This window comes from Streptomyces sp. NPDC059443, assembly GCF_042750105.1.
Classification (GTDB): domain Bacteria; phylum Actinomycetota; class Actinomycetes; order Streptomycetales; family Streptomycetaceae; genus Streptomyces.
This window is the reverse complement of the sequence record NZ_JBHYVM010000029.1, coordinates 1-17512: the sequence shown is the minus strand read 5'-3', so window position 1 is coordinate 17512 and position 17512 is coordinate 1. Positions and strand designations below refer to the sequence as shown.

The following is a 17512-nucleotide window of genomic DNA, read 5'->3' as shown; positions in this document are numbered from 1 at the left end:
TCCGGTCGTACTGCCGTACTGCCGTACGGGGCTACGGGCCGGTAACCTCTGGCCATGAGCAAGCCCCCGAGCCTCACCCTGCCGCCCTCGGCCCGCGCGTACCGCCTGACCACCGCCCGCGGCGAGTTCGCCGTGCACGAGGCCTCCCCCGGGCCCGGGTCCGACGGGACCGTGCGCGGCACCGCCCTGCTGGTCCCGGGCTACACCGGCAGCAAGGAGGACTTCATCGGCCTCCTCGCGCCGCTGGCCGCCGCGGGCTACCGGGTGGTCGCCGTCGACGGGCGCGGGCAGCACGAGAGCGGCGGCCCGCGCACGGAAGCCCCGTACGCCCTGGAGGAGCTGGCCCAGGACGTCCTCGCGCAGACGGCGGCCCTGGCCGACGGCGGCCCGGTGCACCTGCTGGGGCACTCGCTGGGCGGGCTGATCGTACGGGCGGCCGTGATCCGCGATCCGGCCCCCTACGCGAGCCTCACCCTGATGAGCAGCGGGCCGGGCGCGGTCTGCGAGGACCAGCAGGCCCGTACGAAGATGCTCGTCTCCGCGCTGGAGGCCATGGGTGAGGACATGCCCGGCATCTGGGCCGCGATGCGCGCCATGGACCCGCGCGACGAGGCCCCCGACTCCCCCGAGCTCGCGGCGTTCCTGCGCGACCGGTGGGTGGGGACGGTCCCGGAGCAGCTGATCGTCACCGGCCGGGCGCTGGTCTCCGAGCCCGACCGGACCGGTGACCTCGCGGCCGCGGCGCCGGAGCTGGCGAAACTGGTGCTCTCGGGGGCCTCGGACCCGGTGTGGCCGGTGGAGTGGATGGACGACACGGCGCGGCTGCTGGGCGCTCGCCGGGTGGTGATCCCGGGGACGGCGCACTCGCCGAACGCCGAGGATCCGGCGGCCACCGCGGCCGCCCTGGCCGGGTTCTGGGACTCCTGCGGGGACTCCGATACCCACTAGTACTTAGCCAGTGAAAAAATTTCCTTAGCGTAGGGAATGTTTGCGGCTTACACTTCGTTAACCCTGTACGTAGGAGAAACACGACGAAGGGAGAAGCCCCATGCGCTTCGAGATTCTGCGCCTGGACGACGTCGACGGATCTGCCGTGGACAGCACCGTCGTGGACGCGGCCTCCGTCAACCGGATCGTGCAGCAGGCCGCGGCCATCGGCCAGCGCATCCTGATCCGACCGGCCGAGACGACGTCCAACTGACGACCGGCACACGCCGCCGTACCTATGAACGCCCCCGTACCGGATCGGTACGGGGGCGTTCGCATGCGCGCCGGAAGCGCTACGCCGTGTGGATCACCTGGATCACGCCGTTGATGATCTGCTGGACCGCGATCGCGGAGAGCATCATGCCGGCCAGCCGGGTCACGAGGACCACCCCGCCGTCCTTGATCACGCGGATGATGACGAGCGAGTAGCGCATCACCACCCACAGCACGATGTGCATCGCGATGATCGCGCACCAGACGGAGAGTTGGCCGGTGAACCCGTCGGCCTTCTGCACGGCCAGGATGACCGACACGATCGCGCCGGGTCCGGCGAGCAGCGGCATGCCGAGGGGGACGAGCGCGACGTTCACGTCCTTGGTCTGCTTCGGCTCGTCGGTCTTGCCCGTGAGCAGGTCGAGCGCGATGAGCAGGAGCAGCAGACCGCCCGCGATCATCAGGGCCGGCACGGAGACGTGCAGGTAGTTGAGGATCTGCTGGCCGCAGATGCCGAAGACGGCGATGACGCCGAAGGCGACGCAGACGGCCTGCCAGGCCATCCGGCGCTGCACTTTGGCGGGGCGGCCGGAGGTCAGGGCGAGGAAGATGGGCGTGATCCCCGGGGGGTCCATAATCACAAAAAGCGTGAGAAAGAGGGATCCGAAGACGGCGAAATCGAGCACAGTGATGCCTTGCAGGAGAGGGGTGTCGCGAAAAAGGGGGTGGTGTGGGGTTCAGGCGGCAGCGGTCAGCCGCGGACGCGTCCACCGGCGCCGGGGACGGGGAACGCCCCGGTCGCGCGGCGCGTGATCTCCCCGTAGATCTCGGGGTCGGTCGTGTACTCCCCGAGGCGGCAGGTCTTGCGGCTGCCGTGGTAGTCGCTGGACCCGGTGGTCAGCAGACCGAGCTCGCCGGCCAGGCCGCGCAGGCGGGCGCGGGTGGGGGCGTCGTGGTCCATGTGGTCGACCTCGATGCCGTCGAGTCCGGCTTCGGCGAGCGCCGCTATCGCCTCGTCGGAGACGCAACGGCCGCGCTTGACGGCGGCCGGGTGCGCGAAGACGGTGACCCCGCCGGCCGCCTTGACCAGGCGGATCGCCTCGAAGGGGTCGAACTCGTGCTTCTCGGCGTACGCGCGGCCGCCGTCGGCCAGCCAGTCCGGCGTGAACGCGTCGGACACGGTGGGGACGACGCCCAGCTCCACCAGCGCGGTGGCGATGTGCGGCCGGCCCACGGACCCCCCGCCGGCGATCCGGTCCACCTGCTCCCAGGTGACCGGGACGCCGAGGGCCTGGAGCTTGCCGATCATGGCCTGCGCGCGGGGGGTGCGGTCGTCGCGTACGAGTTCCCGCTCGCGGGAGAGCTCGGGCTCCTCGGGGTCGAAGAGGTAGGCGAGCATGTGCAGCCCGATGCCGTCGAGGCGGCAGCTCAGCTCGGCGCCGGTGACGAGGGTCAGCCCCTCGGGCAGCGCCTCGATGGCTTCGCGGTAGCCGCTCACGGTGTCGTGATCGGTCAGCGCGACCACGTCGAGCCCGCCGGCGGCCGCGTTGCGGACCAGCTGGGCGGGGGTGTCGGTCCCGTCGGAAGCCGTGGAGTGGGCGTGCAGATCGATGCGCACGGCCGGGCTCCAGGTGGGTGGGTATGACGGGGGACGCTCAAGGATACCTGCGTCAAGAGCCAATGATTCTCGGGCTCAGGGCTCCGCAGGGCAGGAGCTCGACCTCGGCGCCCGCGTCCCGCAGGTCCGTCAGGACGAGCTCGTCGTACATCAGCAGCCCGGACTGCTCCGGCCAGACGATGGCCCACAGCCACAGCCCGCGCGCCTCGCCCGCGAAGACGGCCCGGTCCTCGGGGACACCGGTCACGTGCCACAGCGGCGTCGGACGACCCGCGGCGACGACCTTGGTGTGCGGCGGGGCGGAGACGTTCATGAAGGGGCCCGGGTCGGGTGCGTCGATGCCCGCGAACCGCGCGCCCAGGCCGACGCCCAGTTCCTCCGCGATCAGCACCAGCTCTCCGATGCCGCCCAGCGGGCCGGGGCCCGAGCAGGCCACGGCCGTGGCCCGGCCTCCGCTGCGGTCGTCACCGGCGGACGCCACCCCGGTGAACAGCCAGCCCACGGGCAGCGGCCACGGCATCCAGACCGGGACCTCCGCCCGGTTGACCACCACGCTCAGGCCTTCGACGCTGGGCGGGATCACGGGCTGGAGCGGGTGCACAGGGCCGTGCACCGTGCACTGCCAGGAGTCGGCGAAGAGACCGGGCGCCCTGACCCGGCCACCGCACTTCGGGCAACTCGGTTCGCCCCTCATACGAAGCCACGCTCCTCCCCGCCGCGCGCCCCGTCAAGACGCGATCACCCGTCCGGGCGGCCGGGTTCCGTTGCGGATCTTCAGTCCAGGGCGACGGCCGTACGCAGAGGGTCCCGCAGATCCGTGCCGCGCGCGAGCCAGCGTTCCTGGAGGGCCTCCGCGCCGTGCACCCGCTTCCACGCCGCCTCGTTGGCCGTCATCGGCAGGAGCGGGAAGAAGGACACCGGGTCCAAGGGGTCTTCGAGTACGACGTCCTCCACCAGCCCGCCCGGCTCCGCCACCAGTACGGAGGTGAAGGGCGCCCCGTCCCACAGTGGCTCCCCCACGTCCAGCGAGGCCCCGGGGGCCACGATCAGCCCCTCCACCTGGGGCGAGGCGGCCAGCACGGCCAGCGGCCGCAGCAGCTTGTCGGTGGGCGCGAGTCCGCCCCGTACGGTCAGCACGAGCTCGGCGCGCGGCCCCCGTACGGGATCGGCGACCACCGCGGTGGGGTCGGTCATCGGATGGGCGGACATGCCGAGGGTCGCGTACCGCACCAGGTCCCCCTCCGTGAAGCGGAGTACCTCGATGCGGTCGGTGCCCAGGAAGGTGACGGCCGCGCGCGCGTCGGGTTCGCCGAGCGCGCCGCGCAGACGGGCTTCCACAAGGGCCAGAATTTCTGCCATGGAGCGAGCATAGAACTCGTATCAGCCGGGTAAAGGGCGGGTCTTGACCATCCGTCGGCTGATATCGTTGACCGCTGGTCGGGGACGCTCTCAGAAGAGAAGTTTCAGTGCTCCGGCGACAGGACGTCCCCCACGGGGGACCGGCCGGAGGAGGTGGGGTCTGCGGTGGATCGAAGTCGATCGTGCAGTACCAATCGCTCTTCCACTTCGCTGACGGGCGCTGCGCGCCCCCTTTGATCCCTCCTTCCGGATCAGTCGAAGAGCGACGGCAGAACTGTGTCCTCCGTCCCTTTCCTTCCGCCTGACCGGGCCCCGCCGGCCGCGGCCGCGGAAGGCCTCCCACCCGTACGGTCCGCAGCCGTGCGCGAGAAGGAGCCTGCCATGTCGATGCTGCCCTACCTCCGTGCCGCCGTCCGTCCGGCACTGCGCCGGTCCACCCCCGTACAGCCCGGCTACGACACCACCCGCGACCCCTCCGCGAGCACCGCGGTGGTCGACTGCGCCGTCTACCGCGACGGGATGCGCGGCGCGCCGACGACGCCGAGCGCCTGCCTGACGCCCCGTGAGGCGATGCGCCAGGTCCGCGAGGACGGCGGTTTCGCGTGGATCGGCCTGCACGAGCCGACCGAGGACGAGTTCGCCGGGATCGCCGCCGTGTTCGGCCTGCACCCGCTCGCCGTGGAGGACGCGGTCCACGCCCACCAGCGGCCGAAGCTGGAGCGCTACGACGAAACCCTGTTCACCGTCTTCAAGACGATCCACTACGTGGAGCACGCCGAACTCACCGCCACCAGCGAGGTGGTGGAGACCGGCGAGGTGATGTGCTTCACCGGCCCCGACTTCGTCATCACCGTCCGGCACGGCGGCCAGGGCTCCCTGCGGGGTCTGCGCCACCGCCTCCAGGAGGACCCGGCGCTCCTCGCCCGGGGCCCGTCCGCCGTCCTGCACTCCCTCGCCGACCACGTGGTCGACGGTTACATCGCCGTCGCCTCGGCCGTCCAGGACGACATCGACGAGGTGGAGAGCGCCGTCTTCGCCGCCCCCGCCAAGGGCAGTGCGCGCGGCGGCGACGCGGGCCGCATCTACCAGCTCAAGCGCGAGGTGATGGAGTTCAAGCGGGCCGTCTCCCCGCTGCTGCGGCCCATGGAGCTGCTCAGTGAGCGCCCGATGCGGCTGGTGGACCCGGACATCCAGAAGTACTTCCGCGATGTCGCCGACCACCTGGCGCGCGTCCACGAGCAGGTCGTGGCCTTCGACGAGCTGCTGAACTCCATCCTCCAGGCCAACCTGGCGCAGGCCTCCGTCGCCCAGAACGAGGACATGCGCAAGATCACCTCCTGGGCGGCGATCATCGCCGTGCCGACGATGATCTGCGGGGTGTACGGGATGAACTTCGAGAACATGCCGGAGCTGCACTGGCGCTACGGCTATCCGATGGTGATGGCCGCCATCGCCGGCAGCTGCTTCACCATCCACCGGGCCCTGCGCCGCAACGGCTGGCTGTAGGGGCGCGCGCCCCTCTGGCTACCCTGTGCGCATGACTCTCAGCGCGCTCGATCTGGCCCTCGTCGAGGAGGCCACCAAGAAGTCCGGCCTCATCTGGGTCCGTGGCTCCGGGGCCGACCGCGGGCTCTGGCACGCCTGGGTGGACGGCGCGGCGCACGTACTGGGCGACGGACCCGGGGAGCAGCCGTTCCCGGGTCTCGCGGACGGGGCGGCCGCCGAGGTGACCGTACGCAGCAAGGACAAGGGCGGCCGGCTCGTCGCGTGGACGGCGACCGTACGGGAGCTCGTGCCCGGGAGCGAGCCGTGGCGGGCCGCGGTGGACGAGCTCAAGGGCAAGCGGCTCAACGCCCCCGACTCGGCGGAGATGACCGACCGGTGGGCCCGGGAGTGCCGGCTGCTGCGCCTGGAGCCGGAGTCCGTGCGGGCGGAGCTCCCGTCCGGGTCGCTGGCCGCGGTTCCGCTGGACTCCCCCGCCATCACCCGGCGGCCCGTCCCGGCCGCGCTGCCGAAGCTGCTGCTGAAGCGCAAGAAGGCGGCCCGCTAGAACCGGAGCAGCGGTCAGCTCTTGGGGGCGGCGCCCTGGCCGGAGCCCTTGGAGGGGGACGGGGAGGGGCTCGCCCCCTGCTCCTTGGTCGTCGGCAGCTGGGACCCGTAGTCCACCGTCTGGTCCTGCGCCGGGGGCTTGAGCTCCACGGGCTTGCCCCAGTCCTCCAGGACCAGCCGGCCGGCGCCGCCCGCGCGTTCCATGAGGAGCGGGTAGGGGGTGCCCTCCAGGGAGACCGAGACCTTGCCGCCCTTGCCCTGGTCCGCCGAGACCTGGACGGCCTTGGTGTGCCCGACCTTGGTGTACTCGCCGCCCTTGGTGAGCTTCCCGTCGAGCCCGAGGAGCCCGTCCAGGAGCACGTGCATGTCGGTGAATCCGAGGAACTGCTTGTACGAGGGGTCTCCCTCGGGCACCTTCACGAACTTGTCGCCGAGCTTGCCGGCCGCCTCGGACTGGCCCCAGAACTTGGCGCCCGCCTTGAGGTAGAGCTGCGAGCCCACCCGCAGGAGCTCGAAGGTGTCGTCCTGCGACTTCACCTCGCCGGAGCCGCCGTCGGCCCCCAGCTTCATGTCGAGGGTGAAGGATTTGCCGCCGCTGACGAGGCTGCCGGACAGGTGGACCGACTTGGCCCCCGCGGCGGCCTCCTTGGCCTTGCTCTCGATCTGGTCGGCGGAGAGCTTCCCGACCCCGTTCGTACCCTCGTCGGGGTCCGCCCCGCACCCCGTGGCTACGACGGCCAGGCCCGCGCACAGGGCACCTGCGAGGGCGGCCCGGCGCAGCCGTGCGGAGGGGGGATGGGCGATCACGGGCGGGTGCCTCTCGTCGGTCGTCTTCGAGCAGCTGGCAGCGTACCCGGCCCGTGGGCGGGCGCCCATGCGGTGCCCGCGGGGTGCCCGTGCGAGGCCCGCGTGGTGCCGTGTGCGCCCGTGCGGACGGCCCCGTCAGGAGGTTGCGGCGGGCACGGGCTAACCTGAGGGCGGCAGTACCGGTGATCGACGGATGACGCACGCTCGTAGGAGGCGCTCGGATGGCGGCAGGCGCCCCACGGATCTTCGTCTCGCATCTGTCGGGTGTGCCCGTCTTCGACCCCAACGGCGACCAGGTGGGCCGCGTCCGCGACCTCGTCGCCATGCTCCGCGTGGGCGGTCGGCCGCCGCGGCTGCTCGGCCTGGTGGTCGAGGTGGTCAGCCGGCGCCGGATCTTCCTCCCCATGACCCGCGTGACGGGCGTCGAGTCCGGGCAGGTCATCACCACGGGCGTGGTCAACATGCGGCGCTTCGAACAGCGCCCCACCGAGCGGCTGATCCTCGGCGAACTGCTGGACCGGCGGGTGCGGCTGGTCGCGGACGACGAGGAGGTCACCGTCCTCGACGTGGCCATCCAGCAGCTGCCGGCCCGCCGGGACTGGGAGATCGACCGGATCTTCGTGCGCAAGGGCAAGGCGGGCGCGTTGCGCCGGCGCGGCGAGACCCTGACCGTCGAGTGGTCGGCGGTGACGGGGTTCTCGCTGGAGGAGCACGGGCAGGGCGCCGAGAACCTGGTCGCCACCTTCGAGCAGATGCGCCCGGCGGACGTCGCGAACGTCCTGCACCACCTGACGCCCAAGCGGCGCGCCGAGGTGGCGAACGCCCTCGACGACGACCGGCTCGCGGACGTCATGGAGGAGCTGCCCGAGGACGAGCAGGTGGAGATCCTCGGGAAGCTGAAGGAGGAGCGCGCGGCCGACGTCCTGGAGGCGATGGACCCGGACGACGCGGCCGACCTGCTGTCCGAGCTGCCGGAGGACGACAAGGAGCGGCTGCTGACGCTGATGCGGCCGGACGACGCGGCCGACGTGCGGCGTCTGCTGTCGTACGAGGAGAACACCGCGGGCGGTCTGATGACCACGGAGCCGATCGTGCTGCGGCCCGACGCCACGGTCGCGGACGCGCTGGCCCGCGTACGGCAGGCGGACCTGTCGCCGGCGCTGGCGGCGCAGGTGTACGTGTGCCGGCCGCCGGACGAGACGCCGACGGGCAAGTACCTGGGCACGGTGCACTTCCAGCGGCTGCTGCGGGACCCTCCGTTCACCCTGGTCAGCTCGATCGTGGACACCGACCTGCCGCCGCTGCGGCCGGACGCGCTGCTTCCGGTGGTGACCAGCTACCTGGCCGCGTACAACATGGTCGCGGTACCGGTCGTCGACGAGAGCGGCTCGCTGCTGGGCGCGGTCACCGTCGACGACGTACTGGACCACCTGCTGCCGGACGACTGGCGGGAGACGGACTTCCACTCCGAGAACCCCGAGGATGCGGACGATTCCGACGGGTCGAGGGGTTCCGAGGATGCGGAGGGGGCCGTACGTGACCACTGAACGGGGGCGGGGCGACCAGGCCTCGCGCGACCGGCGGCGCGAGCAGATCCGCGAGCGGCGCGAACAGGCGCGGCTCCAGGCGCGCGAGCACGGGCTGGCGGCGGAAGCGACGGAACGATCCTCCGTCTCCTCGACCGGGTCGAGCGCGCTGACGCGCTCGCGCGCCCGGCTCGACCTGCCGCGCCCGGCGCGCCGCCGGCTGCTGCCCGAGTACGACCCCGAGGCCTTCGGGCGGCTGTCGGAGCGGGTGGCGCGGTTCCTCGGCACGGGCCGGTTCATCGTCTGGATGACCGTCGTCATCATCATCTGGGTGCTGTGGAACATCTTCGCGCCGGAGCACCTGCGCTTCGACACGTACCCCTTCATCTTCCTGACCCTGATGCTGTCGCTCCAGGCCTCCTACGCGGCCCCGCTGATCCTGCTCGCGCAGAACCGGCAGGACGACCGGGACCGGGTCAACCTGGAGCAGGACCGCAAGCAGAACGAGCGCTCGCTGGCGGACACCGAGTACCTGACGCGGGAGATCGCGGCCCTGCGGATGGGTCTGGGAGAGGTCGCCACGCGCGACTGGATCCGGTCCGAGTTCCAGGACCTGATCAAGGAGATGGACGAACGGCGGCTATTCCCCGCCGAGAGTGACGAAGGCGACCGCTAGCAGGCTTTCCTGAGGCACGCCACCGCGCCGTACCATCGGGGCATGGCTACCGACACAAGCTCCGCCACCGCCGCCGCCGTGCCCGAGCAGGACGCGATCCTGGACGCGCTGGCGACGGTGAACGACCCCGAGATCCACCGGCCGATCACCGAGCTCGGCATGGTCAAATCGGTGGAGATCGGCGACGGCGGCGCGGTCGCCGTCACCGTGTACCTCACGGTGTCGGGCTGCCCCATGCGCGAGACCATCACCAACCTCGTCACCGAGGCCGTGCAGCGGGTCCCCGGCGTCACCTCGGTCGCCGTCACGCTCGACGTGATGAGCGACGAGCAGCGCAAGGAGCTCGCCGTCACCCTGCGCGGCGGCACCGCCGAGCGCGAGGTCCCCTTCGCCAAGCCCGGCTCGCTGACCCGCGTCTACGCGGTCGCCTCCGGCAAGGGCGGCGTGGGCAAGTCCTCGGTCACCGTCAACCTGGCGGCCGCGATGGCCGCCGACGGCCTCAAGGTCGGCGTGGTCGACGCCGACATCTACGGCCACAGCGTGCCCCGCATGCTCGGCGTGGACGGCCGCCCGACCCAGGTCGAGAACATGATCATGCCGCCGTCCGCGCACGGCGTGAAGGTCATCTCCATCGGCATGTTCACCCCCGGCAACGCGCCGGTGGTCTGGCGCGGTCCGATGCTTCACCGGGCGCTCCAGCAGTTCCTGGCCGACGTGTTCTGGGGCGACCTGGACGTGCTCCTGCTCGACCTGCCGCCGGGTACGGGCGACATCGCGATCTCCGTGGCCCAGCTGGTGCCCAACGCCGAGATCCTTGTCGTGACCACCCCGCAGCAGGCCGCGGCCGAGGTCGCGGAACGGGCCGGCTCGATCGCCGTGCAGACCCACCAGAAGATCGTCGGCGTCGTCGAGAACATGTCCGGGCTGCCCTGCCCGCACTGCGACGAGATGGTCGACGTGTTCGGCTCGGGCGGTGGCCAGCGGGTCGCCGACGGCCTGACGAAGACGGTCGGCGCGAACGTGCCGGTGCTCGGCTCGATCCCGATCGACGTGCGCCTGCGCGAGGGCGGCGACGAGGGCAAGCCGGTGGTCCTGACCGACCCCGACTCCCCGGCGGGTGCCGCCCTGCGCGCCATCGCCGGCAAGCTCGGCGGCCGCGCGCGCGGCCTGGCGGGCATGTCGCTGGGCATCACCCCGCGCAACAAGTTCTGACGTAACCCGAGGTGTGCGCAAAGGGCACCGCCGACCGGCGGTGCCCTTTCCCGTACCCCGCCGTACCCCTACTCGTAGGCCGCGAAGTCACCGATCGCGGAGAACCCGAGCCCGTACGCGCTCATCCCCCGCCCATAGGCGCCGAGGTGCACCCCGCTCCCGGTGGACCCGGCCAGCACCCACCCGAACTCCGACTCACGGTAGTGGAACGGCGTCGGCTCCCCGTCCACCGGCAGCGACAGCGTCGACCAGTCCTCCCCCGCGAGGTCGTCCGCCAGCTCCCACGCGGCCTCGGTCTGCTGGTCGAGCCAGTCGTCGCGCAGGGTGTGGTCCATCTGCACCGGCCAGCTGTACGCCAGCAGCCCGGAGCCGGCCAGCCAGGCCGCCGAGGAGACCGAGGTGGCCTCCAGGACGCCGGTGCCGTCTCCGCTGCGGCGCAGCGGGTTGCTCGCGACGGTGATGACCACCGCGAAGCGCTCCTTCTCGCCGGTGGCGATCTCGCCGCGGGCGGAGGGCTCGTCGCCGTGGCCCGTGGAGCCGTGCTCCACGCTGCCGTCCGCGCCGGCGGCGACCTGCATGAGCCAGCGGGGGCCCGTGAAGGCCCCGTCCAGCCCGTACCAGGGGAAATCCGCCCGCAGGTAGCCGTCCGCCGTCCGGCGGGCCGCCGGTACGGGCGCTGCGGCTGCCTCCTGGGGCAGCCGCGGATGCTCCCCGGCTTCCGGCTGCGCGGGTGCCGGCGCCGTGTCGGCGGGCTGCGTGCCCACCCGGCTACTGCTCGTCGTCTCCATCTGAGCGGCCTCTCGTTCCGTGGGGTCCGGAACGGCCCTCCCCCGTGCTGTGCTGGGGGGACCCCCTCCCTGGGGCGTCCTGGGTCCGGACTCATGGAGGATAGCCACCGGACCCCGGATCACCGGGCAGGCAGGCTCGCGCGTGGTATCGGGTGGCTCAGGTGGCGTCCGCGTCGAAGGGCGTACGCCGCTCCTGCGCCGGGGCGGCGGGCTTCTTCACCATGTCCGGACCGGCACCCGGCGCGGGCGCGGCGGTGTCGCCCGGGGCGGCCGGGGCCGGGACCTGTTCGACTTCCTTGCTGTTGACCGCGTCCGTGACCTCGTTGAGCTCCTTGCGGAGGTCGAAGGTGCTGCGGATGTCCTTGAGGTCCTCGTTCTCCGCGAGCTGCTTGCGGATGAAGTTCTTCGGATTGAGGTCCTCGAACTCGAAGTCCTTGAACTCCGGGCCGAGTTCGGAACGGATGTCCTGCTTCGCGCTGTCCGAGAACGCGCGGATCTTCCGGATGACGCCCGTGACGTCCTGGATGACCTTGGGCAGCTTGTCCGGGCCGAAGATGAGAATGGCCAGCACTACGATGGTGACCAGTTCGAGTGCGCCTATGTCGTTGAACACCTTGCCGCTCCTCGGCTCTCTTCGGGTCAGGCCCGACACACGGTACCCGGCCGGGTCCGCGGGCCAATACACCAGGACCGCTCAATGATGTGGCGGTCCCGCTTTCACTCCTGGGTCACGACCTCGGGTCACGACCCGATCGCCGACCCGAGGACCACCTCCAGCGTGCGCTCCCGGCCGTCCCTGAGCACGGTGAGGGTGAGCGTATCGCCCGGCCGGTGGGCCCGGATCTTGATGACGAGCTCGTCGCCGCCGTGGACGCGCACCCCGTCCACATCGGTGATCACATCACCGGGCTTGATCCCCGCGCGGGCTCCCGGACCGCCGGGGACCACGGCCGGCTTCGCGCCCTCGCCCTTCTCCCCCACGCGGGCCCCGTCGCCGGAGTACTCCATGTCGAGGGTGACGCCGATCACGGGATGGGTGGCGTGGCCGGTGCGGATGAGCTCCTCGGCGACGCGCTTGCCCTGGTTGACGGGGATGGCGAAGCCCAGGCCGATGCTGCCGCGCTGCTGCCCGGAGCTGTCGCCGCCGTCGCCGCCGCGGATCGCGCTGTTGATGCCGATGACCTGGGCCCTGGCGTCGAGGAGCGGGCCGCCGGAGTTGCCGGGGTTGATCGGGGCGTCGGTCTGGAGGGCGTCGACGTAGCTCACGTCGCTGCCGTCGCCCTTGTCCCCGCCGGCGGTGATGGGGCGGCCGGTGGCGCTGATGATGCCGGCGGTGACGGTGTTGGAGAGGTCGAAGGGGGCTCCGATGGCCACGACCGGGTCGCCGACCTTGACGTTCTTGGAGTTCCCGAGCGCGAGGGGGCGCAGGCCCCGTACTCCGGTGACCTTGACGACGGCCAGGTCGTAGCCGGTGTCTCCGCCGACCAGCTCGGCGGAGACGCTCTCGCCGGTGCTGAAGGTGACCGTTATGTGCTGGGCGCCGTGGACCACGTGGTTGTTGGTGAGGATGTGGCCCTGTACGTCGAGCACGAAGCCGGTGCCGGTCGCACTGCTCTGCGCGCCGCTGACGTGCAGGGTGACCACGCCGGGCAGCGCCGTGGCGGCGATCCCGGCGACGCTGTCGGGGGCCCGGCCCTCGTTCGCCGCGGGTGCGGCCTGCGGGAGTTCCAGGCGGGTGGTGGCCTTCCGCTCGGCGAGCACACCGGCGACGCCGCCGGTCGCGCCCGCCAGGAGGGCGATCCCGACGCCGATGACGAAGCTCCGGCGGATCCGCAGCCGGCGGCGGACCGGCTTCCCGTGGTCCGGCGACTGCAGCGGCCGCGTGGACCAGGGGTCGTAGCGCGGCGCCGCGTCCGGGCCCGGGCCCGCCCCGGCCTCCGACACGGCCGCCAGTGGCCCTACGGAGGCCTCCCGCGGCCGACCGGACTCCACGGGCCGGCTCCACCACACCGGCGCCGGGGCGGCGTCCTGTGCGGCCCGCGGAGCCGGTACGGCCGGTACGGGGGCCACGTCCGCCCCGGCGGGCTCCTCGGGGCGGCTCCACCACCTGGGCTGCGGGGACGGCCTTGACGCGGGAGCAGCCTCCGGGGCCGACTCGGGGGCCGCCGGATCGGTCTGCTGACTGTCGGACATGGGCGCTCCCCGCGTACCTGTCTCCGCCGGCCGCCCGGAGCGGCACATCTGGCGCAGATTCAACCAGGTCCCCCATCGGCCCCAGTACCCCGCCCGACGGGAGGCCGCACGAGGCCAGGGGTGCGACGGAGACGACCTAGCGCACCAGGGAGACCGGGCGGGCCGCGGCCGGGGTGAGGGACGGGGAGGCGGAGGCCAGGGGGGTGTCCGGGCGGAGCGGCGGGACCGTGCCCGGGCTCGGGATCCGGTTCTCCCGGACCACCGCGTCGAACACCGGCACCGCGGGGCCGGTCTGCGCGGCGGGGGCGTCGCCCCGGGCGTTGGGCTCGATGGCGTCCATCGGCAGCGAGCCGCCCAGCGCGATCGCGGCGAGCGATACCGCCCCGGCGGCCACGAACGCGAAGCGGCGCCGCGAGCGGCCCGCCTCGTGGCCGCCCATCCTGTGTATGGGGAAGCCCTGCCGGGGCCCGACGGCGGCCGCGGGGGGCGCGTAGGCGAAGGCGGAGAAGGGGTCGGCGCCCGGCGGCGGTCCGAAGGGGCCGGACGGTCCCGACGGGCCGTCAGGGCTGCCTCCCGGCAGCCCCTGGAGCCGCGCCAGCAGCCCCGCCGACAGCGGGGGCGGCGCGCTCTCCACGAACAAGGTCTTCAGGCGGCGCTGCGCATCGGCCTCGGCCTTGCACTTGGAGCACGTCGCCAGGTGCGCCAGGACGCGCTCGCGCGCGTCATGGCCCAGCTCCCCGTCCACGAGGGCGGCGAGCCGGTCGCCCAAGTGCTGTTCAACGGAGGAGGCCCGCTCGGCGGAGGACGCCTGTTCGGCGGGCGACGGGGACGGACTGATCCCGCTCACTCGGCTCCGCCCTCTCTCCCGGCGCCCGGGGCGCCCACCGCCACTCCCGCCAGCGCACGCTGCTCCGCACGGGCCTCGGGAGACCGGTGCTTGAGCGCCTTGCGCAGGTGCGAACGGCCCCGGTGGATACGGCTGCGCACGGTGCCGAGCTTCACGCCGAGCGTGGCGGCGATCTCCTCGTACGAAAGGCCCTCGATGTCGCACAGCACCACGGCCGCGCGGAATTCGGGCGCGAGGGTGTCCAGCGCCTGCTGGACGTCCGCGTCGAAGTGGGTGTCGTGCAGCACCTGCTGCGGGGACGGCTCACGGCTCGGCAGCCGCTCGGCGGCGTCGTCGGCGAGCGCGTCGAAGCGGATCCGCTGCTTGCGGCGGACCATGTCCAGGAACAGGTTCGTGGTGATCCGGTGCAGCCAGCCCTCGAACGTGCCGGGCGTGTACGTGGACAGCGAGCGGAATACGCGGACGAAGACTTCCTGCGTCAGGTCCTCGGCGTCGTGCTGGTTACCCGTCAGCCGGTAGGCGAGGCGGTAGACCCGCGCACTGTGCGTGCTGACGATCTCCTCCCATGAGGGAGGGGTCCACGCCTGGGAGCCCGCATCGGCGGCAAAGGTCGCGGTGGTTGCGGTGTCTACGGTGCGGAAGCGGTCAGCAATGTTGGTCACGGATTTCGGCTCACCGGCCGACCAGAAGAGGCGTCGGAGAACACCCCCACGATCCACAGGCGCAGCCGCACCTCCCCTGTCGGCTCTGGTGGTGTCCAGCGGATTCCCTACCATAGCCACCCCTCCCGTCAGCTCCGGATAAGCATTTTTGCAGTAACTTTGCACGGGCCGAGAGTCCCGGACCGTCCTTCCCTCTCTACTGCTCCCAACGCCCGGTCCCATCTGCGGGTTCCCGACTCCAGCGGATACAGTCACCGTTGCGCCAACTATGGGGACAGGAGAGGGTCATTACCGGCAACCGGCAGACGAGCTGGGCGTTCGCCGACGCGTTTGTCGCCGAAGACGACGCTCTGCGATGGGCCCGCGACCGGTCCAGGGAAGCGGGACTGCGCTCCGTCTCCCCCGGCACCGGGGCCGCGCTGCGCCTGCTCGCCGCCACCGCGGACGCCAAGGCGGTAGCCGAAATCGGCACCGGCACAGGCGTGTCGGGCATCCACCTCCTGCACGGAATGCGTGCCGACGGCGTGCTGACCACCGTGGATCCGGAACCCGACCGGCAGGCCTTCGCCCGCCAGGCCTTCCGCGCGGCCGGCTTCGCGGGCAACCGCGCCCGCTTCATCCCCGGCCGCGCGCTGGACGTCCTGCCCCGGCTCGCCGACGGCGGCTACGACCTCGTCTTCTGCGACGGGGACCCGTCCGAGTCCCTCGACTACCTCGCTGAATCGTTGCGCCTGCTGCGCCCCGGCGGACTGGTCTGCTTCGAGGGGGTCTTCTCCGACGGCCGTACGGTCGACTCCGCGGCCCAGCCGGTGGAAGTGCTCCGCGTCCGCGAGCTGCTGCGCAGCGTCCGCGAGAGCCCGGCCCTGGAAGCCGCGCTGCTGCCGGTCGGCGACGGCCTGCTGTGCGCGGTCCGACGCTGACGGCACGCAGCTCCGTAAAGCCCGCCGGAAATCGGGAAGCGCCCCGGAGAGCGACCCGGCGAGCGCCCCGGAGAACGAGAGCGGCCCGGAAAACAACACTGCCCCGGACGCGGTGAGCGACCGGGGCAGTGCAGAGTCTTCAGTTGGCGTCAGGTGCGCCCTCAGTACCGACGAGGGGTCAGCCGACGACCTTCTTCAGGGCGTCACCCAGGGCGTCCGCTTCGTCCGGGGTCAGCTCGACGACAAGCCGACCGCCGCCCTCAAGCGGTACGCGCATGACGATGCCCCGCCCCTCCTTGGTGACCTCGAGCGGGCCGTCGCCCGTCCGCGGCTTCATGGCCGCCATGCTCGTTCCCCTTCCTGAAACCAGCTCATCGTCAGCCGACGGCCCCAGTCAGGCGCCTAGTACCGGCATCGAACACATTGCTTCCAGGCCATTATCCCGCATGTCAGGACCCGATGACCAACATCGGGTGGGAACGCTTGCGCAACGCGCTCGACCAAAACCACTCATTTCGGGGACCTGCCTGCGATACTTCGCCGCCGCACCCCGGATCCGCCCTCCGGTTTGTTTGACGCACATCACATGTGGAACCGCGGCCCGGTCCGCCATGCTGACCCTTGCACCGGCCGGTACCGGCCGGTAGCCAGCCCGCGACGAAGGGGGACCCCCGACATGGCCGACAGCGTGCTCTACGAAGTGACCGACGGACTCGCGACCATCACGATCAACCGTCCCGAAGCCATGAACGCCATGAACACCGAGACCAAGGTCGCCCTGCGCGACGCGGTCGCGGCGGCCGGCTCCGATCAGGCCGTACGGGCGGTCCTGCTCACCGCGGCCGGCAACCGGGCGTTCTGCGTCGGCCAGGACCTCAAGGAGCACGTCGGGTTCCTGACGGCCGACCGCGAGAGCGGTTCCTCCCTCACCATGAGCACGGTCGCGGAGCACTACAACCCGATCGTCCGGGCCCTGACGGAGATGCCGAAGCCGGTGGTCGCGGGCGTGAACGGCGTCGCGGCGGGCGCGGGCTTCGGCTTCGCGCTGGCGGCGGACTTCCGGGTGGTCGCGGACACGGCCTCCTTCAACACCTCCTTCGCCGGGGTCGCCCTGACGGCCGACTCCGGCGTCTCCTGGACCCTGCCCCGCCTGATCGGCGGCTCGCGCGCCTCGGACCTGCTCCTCTTCCCCCGCACGGTGAAGGCGCAGGAGGCGCTGGAACTCGGCATCGCGAACCGCGTCGTCCCGTCGGACGAGCTGGCCGCGGAGGCCCTTGCCGTGGCCCGGCGGCTGGCGGAGGGCCCGACGGTGGCGTACGCCGCGCTGAAGGAGTCCCTGGCGTACGGGGCCTCACGGTCGCTCTCGGAGGCGCTGGAGCACGAGGACACCCTCCAGACCCGTGCGGGGGCCTCGGAGGACCACGCGATCGCGGTGGCCGCCTTCCTCGCGAAGCAGCCCCCGCGCTACCTGGGGCGCTAGCCGCGCCTTCGGAGGGCCGAGCCCGTCGCTGCGCGGAGCCGGTGCCGGTGCCGGGCTGCGGGGGTGCCGCTGCGCGGGGCTGGTCCCCTACCCGCCCTTCCACCGTTCCCCGGGCTCCGCCCGGACCCCGTCCCGCCGCCGCAGGATCGTCAGCCACGACAGCCCCGACTGGAAG

Annotated in this window: 20 protein-coding genes; 9 read left to right on the top strand and 11 right to left on the bottom strand. The window is 72.1% G+C overall.

All coding sequences use genetic code 11. From position 1 onward, the window contains the following. Positions 1 to 54 precede the first annotated feature (54 nt). Both ACFXDJ_RS25505 and ACFXDJ_RS25500 read left to right on the top strand, forming a co-directional pair. The gene (locus ACFXDJ_RS25505; RefSeq protein WP_384657083.1) at positions 55 to 948 is read left to right on the top strand and encodes an alpha/beta fold hydrolase; all 894 of its coding nucleotides are present in this window, start codon (positions 55 to 57) and stop codon (positions 946 to 948) included. A gap of 100 nt (positions 949 to 1048) precedes the next feature. After that, positions 1049 to 1201 (top strand): hypothetical protein, encoded by a 153-nt coding sequence (locus ACFXDJ_RS25500; RefSeq protein ID WP_384657085.1) that lies wholly within the window; start codon positions 1049 to 1051, stop codon positions 1199 to 1201. Between the two features lie 79 nt (positions 1202 to 1280). Here the strand turns inward: ACFXDJ_RS25500 and ACFXDJ_RS25495 are convergent, their stop codons facing one another. The 4 genes from ACFXDJ_RS25495 to ACFXDJ_RS25480 form a co-directional block, all read right to left on the bottom strand. Continuing rightward, on the bottom strand, positions 1281 to 1886 hold the full coding sequence (locus tag ACFXDJ_RS25495; RefSeq protein ID WP_384657088.1) for a MarC family protein: 606 nt from the start codon (positions 1884 to 1886) through the stop codon (positions 1281 to 1283). Positions 1887 to 1951: 65 nt separating this feature from the next. Next, positions 1952 to 2818: a PHP domain-containing protein gene (locus ACFXDJ_RS25490; protein WP_384657090.1), complete on the bottom strand. Its 867-nt coding sequence runs from the start codon at positions 2816 to 2818 to the stop codon at positions 1952 to 1954. A gap of 52 nt (positions 2819 to 2870) precedes the next feature. Continuing rightward, positions 2871 to 3512: a DUF6758 family protein gene (locus tag ACFXDJ_RS25485; protein ID WP_384657093.1), complete on the bottom strand. Its 642-nt coding sequence runs from the start codon at positions 3510 to 3512 to the stop codon at positions 2871 to 2873. Between the two features lie 80 nt (positions 3513 to 3592). After that, entirely contained in the window at positions 3593 to 4177 is a 585-nt protein-coding gene (locus tag ACFXDJ_RS25480) for a suppressor of fused domain protein (protein ID WP_384657095.1), read from the bottom strand. A 381-nt stretch (positions 4178 to 4558) separates the two neighbouring features. Between ACFXDJ_RS25480 and ACFXDJ_RS25475 the strand changes: the two genes are divergently transcribed. Then, entirely contained in the window at positions 4559 to 5683 is a 1125-nt protein-coding gene (locus ACFXDJ_RS25475) for a magnesium and cobalt transport protein CorA (RefSeq protein ID WP_384657098.1), read from the top strand. A 31-nt stretch (positions 5684 to 5714) separates the two neighbouring features. Beyond that, entirely contained in the window at positions 5715 to 6227 is a 513-nt protein-coding gene (locus tag ACFXDJ_RS25470; RefSeq protein WP_384657100.1) for a hypothetical protein, read from the top strand. A 14-nt stretch (positions 6228 to 6241) separates the two neighbouring features. Here the strand turns inward: ACFXDJ_RS25470 and ACFXDJ_RS25465 are convergent, their stop codons facing one another. After that, positions 6242 to 7033, bottom strand: coding sequence for a hypothetical protein (locus ACFXDJ_RS25465; RefSeq protein WP_384657103.1), 792 nt, complete (start codon positions 7031 to 7033; stop codon positions 6242 to 6244). Positions 7034 to 7254: 221 nt separating this feature from the next. On the opposite strand from ACFXDJ_RS25465, the gene ACFXDJ_RS25460 reads away from it, so the two are divergent. From ACFXDJ_RS25460 to ACFXDJ_RS25450, 3 genes are all read left to right on the top strand, one after another. Beyond that, positions 7255 to 8580, top strand: coding sequence for a magnesium transporter MgtE N-terminal domain-containing protein (locus ACFXDJ_RS25460; protein WP_384657105.1), 1326 nt, complete (start codon positions 7255 to 7257; stop codon positions 8578 to 8580). Positions 8581 to 8674: 94 nt separating this feature from the next. Then, positions 8675 to 9235: a DUF1003 domain-containing protein gene (locus tag ACFXDJ_RS25455; RefSeq protein ID WP_384850385.1), complete on the top strand. Its 561-nt coding sequence runs from the start codon at positions 8675 to 8677 to the stop codon at positions 9233 to 9235. A gap of 42 nt (positions 9236 to 9277) precedes the next feature. After that, positions 9278 to 10447 (top strand): Mrp/NBP35 family ATP-binding protein, encoded by a 1170-nt coding sequence (locus ACFXDJ_RS25450; protein ID WP_384657110.1) that lies wholly within the window; start codon positions 9278 to 9280, stop codon positions 10445 to 10447. Between the two features lie 68 nt (positions 10448 to 10515). Here the strand turns inward: ACFXDJ_RS25450 and ACFXDJ_RS25445 are convergent, their stop codons facing one another. The 5 genes from ACFXDJ_RS25445 to sigE form a co-directional block, all read right to left on the bottom strand. Beyond that, positions 10516 to 11235: a hypothetical protein gene (locus tag ACFXDJ_RS25445; protein ID WP_384657112.1), complete on the bottom strand. Its 720-nt coding sequence runs from the start codon at positions 11233 to 11235 to the stop codon at positions 10516 to 10518. A gap of 157 nt (positions 11236 to 11392) precedes the next feature. Next, positions 11393 to 11848, bottom strand: a complete 456-nt coding sequence (locus tag ACFXDJ_RS25440; protein WP_384657115.1) for a sec-independent translocase — start codon at positions 11846 to 11848, stop codon at positions 11393 to 11395. A 128-nt stretch (positions 11849 to 11976) separates the two neighbouring features. Further along, positions 11977 to 13476, bottom strand: coding sequence for a S1C family serine protease (locus tag ACFXDJ_RS25435; RefSeq protein ID WP_384657126.1), 1500 nt, complete (start codon positions 13474 to 13476; stop codon positions 11977 to 11979). Positions 13477 to 13564: 88 nt separating this feature from the next. Beyond that, complete coding sequence (locus tag ACFXDJ_RS25430) at positions 13565 to 14275, bottom strand: zf-HC2 domain-containing protein (RefSeq protein WP_384657118.1); 711 nt, start codon at positions 14273 to 14275, stop codon at positions 13565 to 13567. Continuing rightward, positions 14272 to 15051 carry an RNA polymerase sigma factor SigE gene (sigE, locus tag ACFXDJ_RS25425; RefSeq protein WP_384657120.1) on the bottom strand — a complete coding sequence of 260 codons (780 nt, stop codon included), beginning with the start codon at positions 15049 to 15051 and terminating at the stop codon, positions 14272 to 14274. Before sigE ends, ACFXDJ_RS25430 begins: the two co-directional genes overlap by 4 nt. 143 nt (positions 15052 to 15194) lie before the next feature. Between sigE and ACFXDJ_RS25420 the strand changes: the two genes are divergently transcribed. Continuing rightward, positions 15195 to 15857, top strand: coding sequence for an O-methyltransferase (locus tag ACFXDJ_RS25420; protein WP_267757465.1), 663 nt, complete (start codon positions 15195 to 15197; stop codon positions 15855 to 15857). A gap of 178 nt (positions 15858 to 16035) precedes the next feature. Here the strand turns inward: ACFXDJ_RS25420 and ACFXDJ_RS25415 are convergent, their stop codons facing one another. After that, positions 16036 to 16203: a DUF3117 domain-containing protein gene (locus ACFXDJ_RS25415; RefSeq protein ID WP_003966491.1), complete on the bottom strand. Its 168-nt coding sequence runs from the start codon at positions 16201 to 16203 to the stop codon at positions 16036 to 16038. A 330-nt stretch (positions 16204 to 16533) separates the two neighbouring features. Between ACFXDJ_RS25415 and ACFXDJ_RS25410 the strand changes: the two genes are divergently transcribed. Continuing rightward, the gene (locus tag ACFXDJ_RS25410) at positions 16534 to 17337 is read left to right on the top strand and encodes an enoyl-CoA hydratase/isomerase family protein (protein ID WP_384657123.1); all 804 of its coding nucleotides are present in this window, start codon (positions 16534 to 16536) and stop codon (positions 17335 to 17337) included. The last annotated feature ends 175 nt before the right edge of the window (positions 17338 to 17512 follow it).

What these genes read in the sequence shown, in the direction of transcription:
- ACFXDJ_RS25505 (WP_384657083.1), top strand. Translation starts at nt 55, where the DNA reads ATGAGCAAGCCCCCGAGCCTCACCCTGCCGCCCTCGGCCCGCGCGTAC.
- ACFXDJ_RS25500 (WP_384657085.1), top strand. Translation starts at nt 1,049, where the DNA reads ATGCGCTTCGAGATTCTGCGCCTGGACGACGTCGACGGATCTGCCGTG.
- ACFXDJ_RS25485 (WP_384657093.1), bottom strand. Translation starts at nt 3,512, where the DNA reads ATGAGGGGCGAACCGAGTTGCCCGAAGTGCGGTGGCCGGGTCAGGGCG.
- ACFXDJ_RS25480 (WP_384657095.1), bottom strand. Translation starts at nt 4,177, where the DNA reads ATGGCAGAAATTCTGGCCCTTGTGGAAGCCCGTCTGCGCGGCGCGCTC.
- ACFXDJ_RS25475 (WP_384657098.1), top strand. Translation starts at nt 4,559, where the DNA reads ATGTCGATGCTGCCCTACCTCCGTGCCGCCGTCCGTCCGGCACTGCGC.
- ACFXDJ_RS25470 (WP_384657100.1), top strand. Translation starts at nt 5,715, where the DNA reads ATGACTCTCAGCGCGCTCGATCTGGCCCTCGTCGAGGAGGCCACCAAG.
- ACFXDJ_RS25460 (WP_384657105.1), top strand. Translation starts at nt 7,255, where the DNA reads ATGGCGGCAGGCGCCCCACGGATCTTCGTCTCGCATCTGTCGGGTGTG.
- ACFXDJ_RS25450 (WP_384657110.1), top strand. Translation starts at nt 9,278, where the DNA reads ATGGCTACCGACACAAGCTCCGCCACCGCCGCCGCCGTGCCCGAGCAG.
- ACFXDJ_RS25445 (WP_384657112.1), bottom strand. Translation starts at nt 11,235, where the DNA reads ATGGAGACGACGAGCAGTAGCCGGGTGGGCACGCAGCCCGCCGACACG.
- ACFXDJ_RS25435 (WP_384657126.1), bottom strand. Translation starts at nt 13,476, where the DNA reads ATGTGCCGCTCCGGGCGGCCGGCGGAGACAGGTACGCGGGGAGCGCCC.
- sigE (WP_384657120.1), bottom strand. Translation starts at nt 15,051, where the DNA reads ATGGTAGGGAATCCGCTGGACACCACCAGAGCCGACAGGGGAGGTGCG.
- ACFXDJ_RS25415 (WP_003966491.1), bottom strand. Translation starts at nt 16,203, where the DNA reads ATGGCGGCCATGAAGCCGCGGACGGGCGACGGCCCGCTCGAGGTCACC.
- ACFXDJ_RS25410 (WP_384657123.1), top strand. Translation starts at nt 16,534, where the DNA reads ATGGCCGACAGCGTGCTCTACGAAGTGACCGACGGACTCGCGACCATC.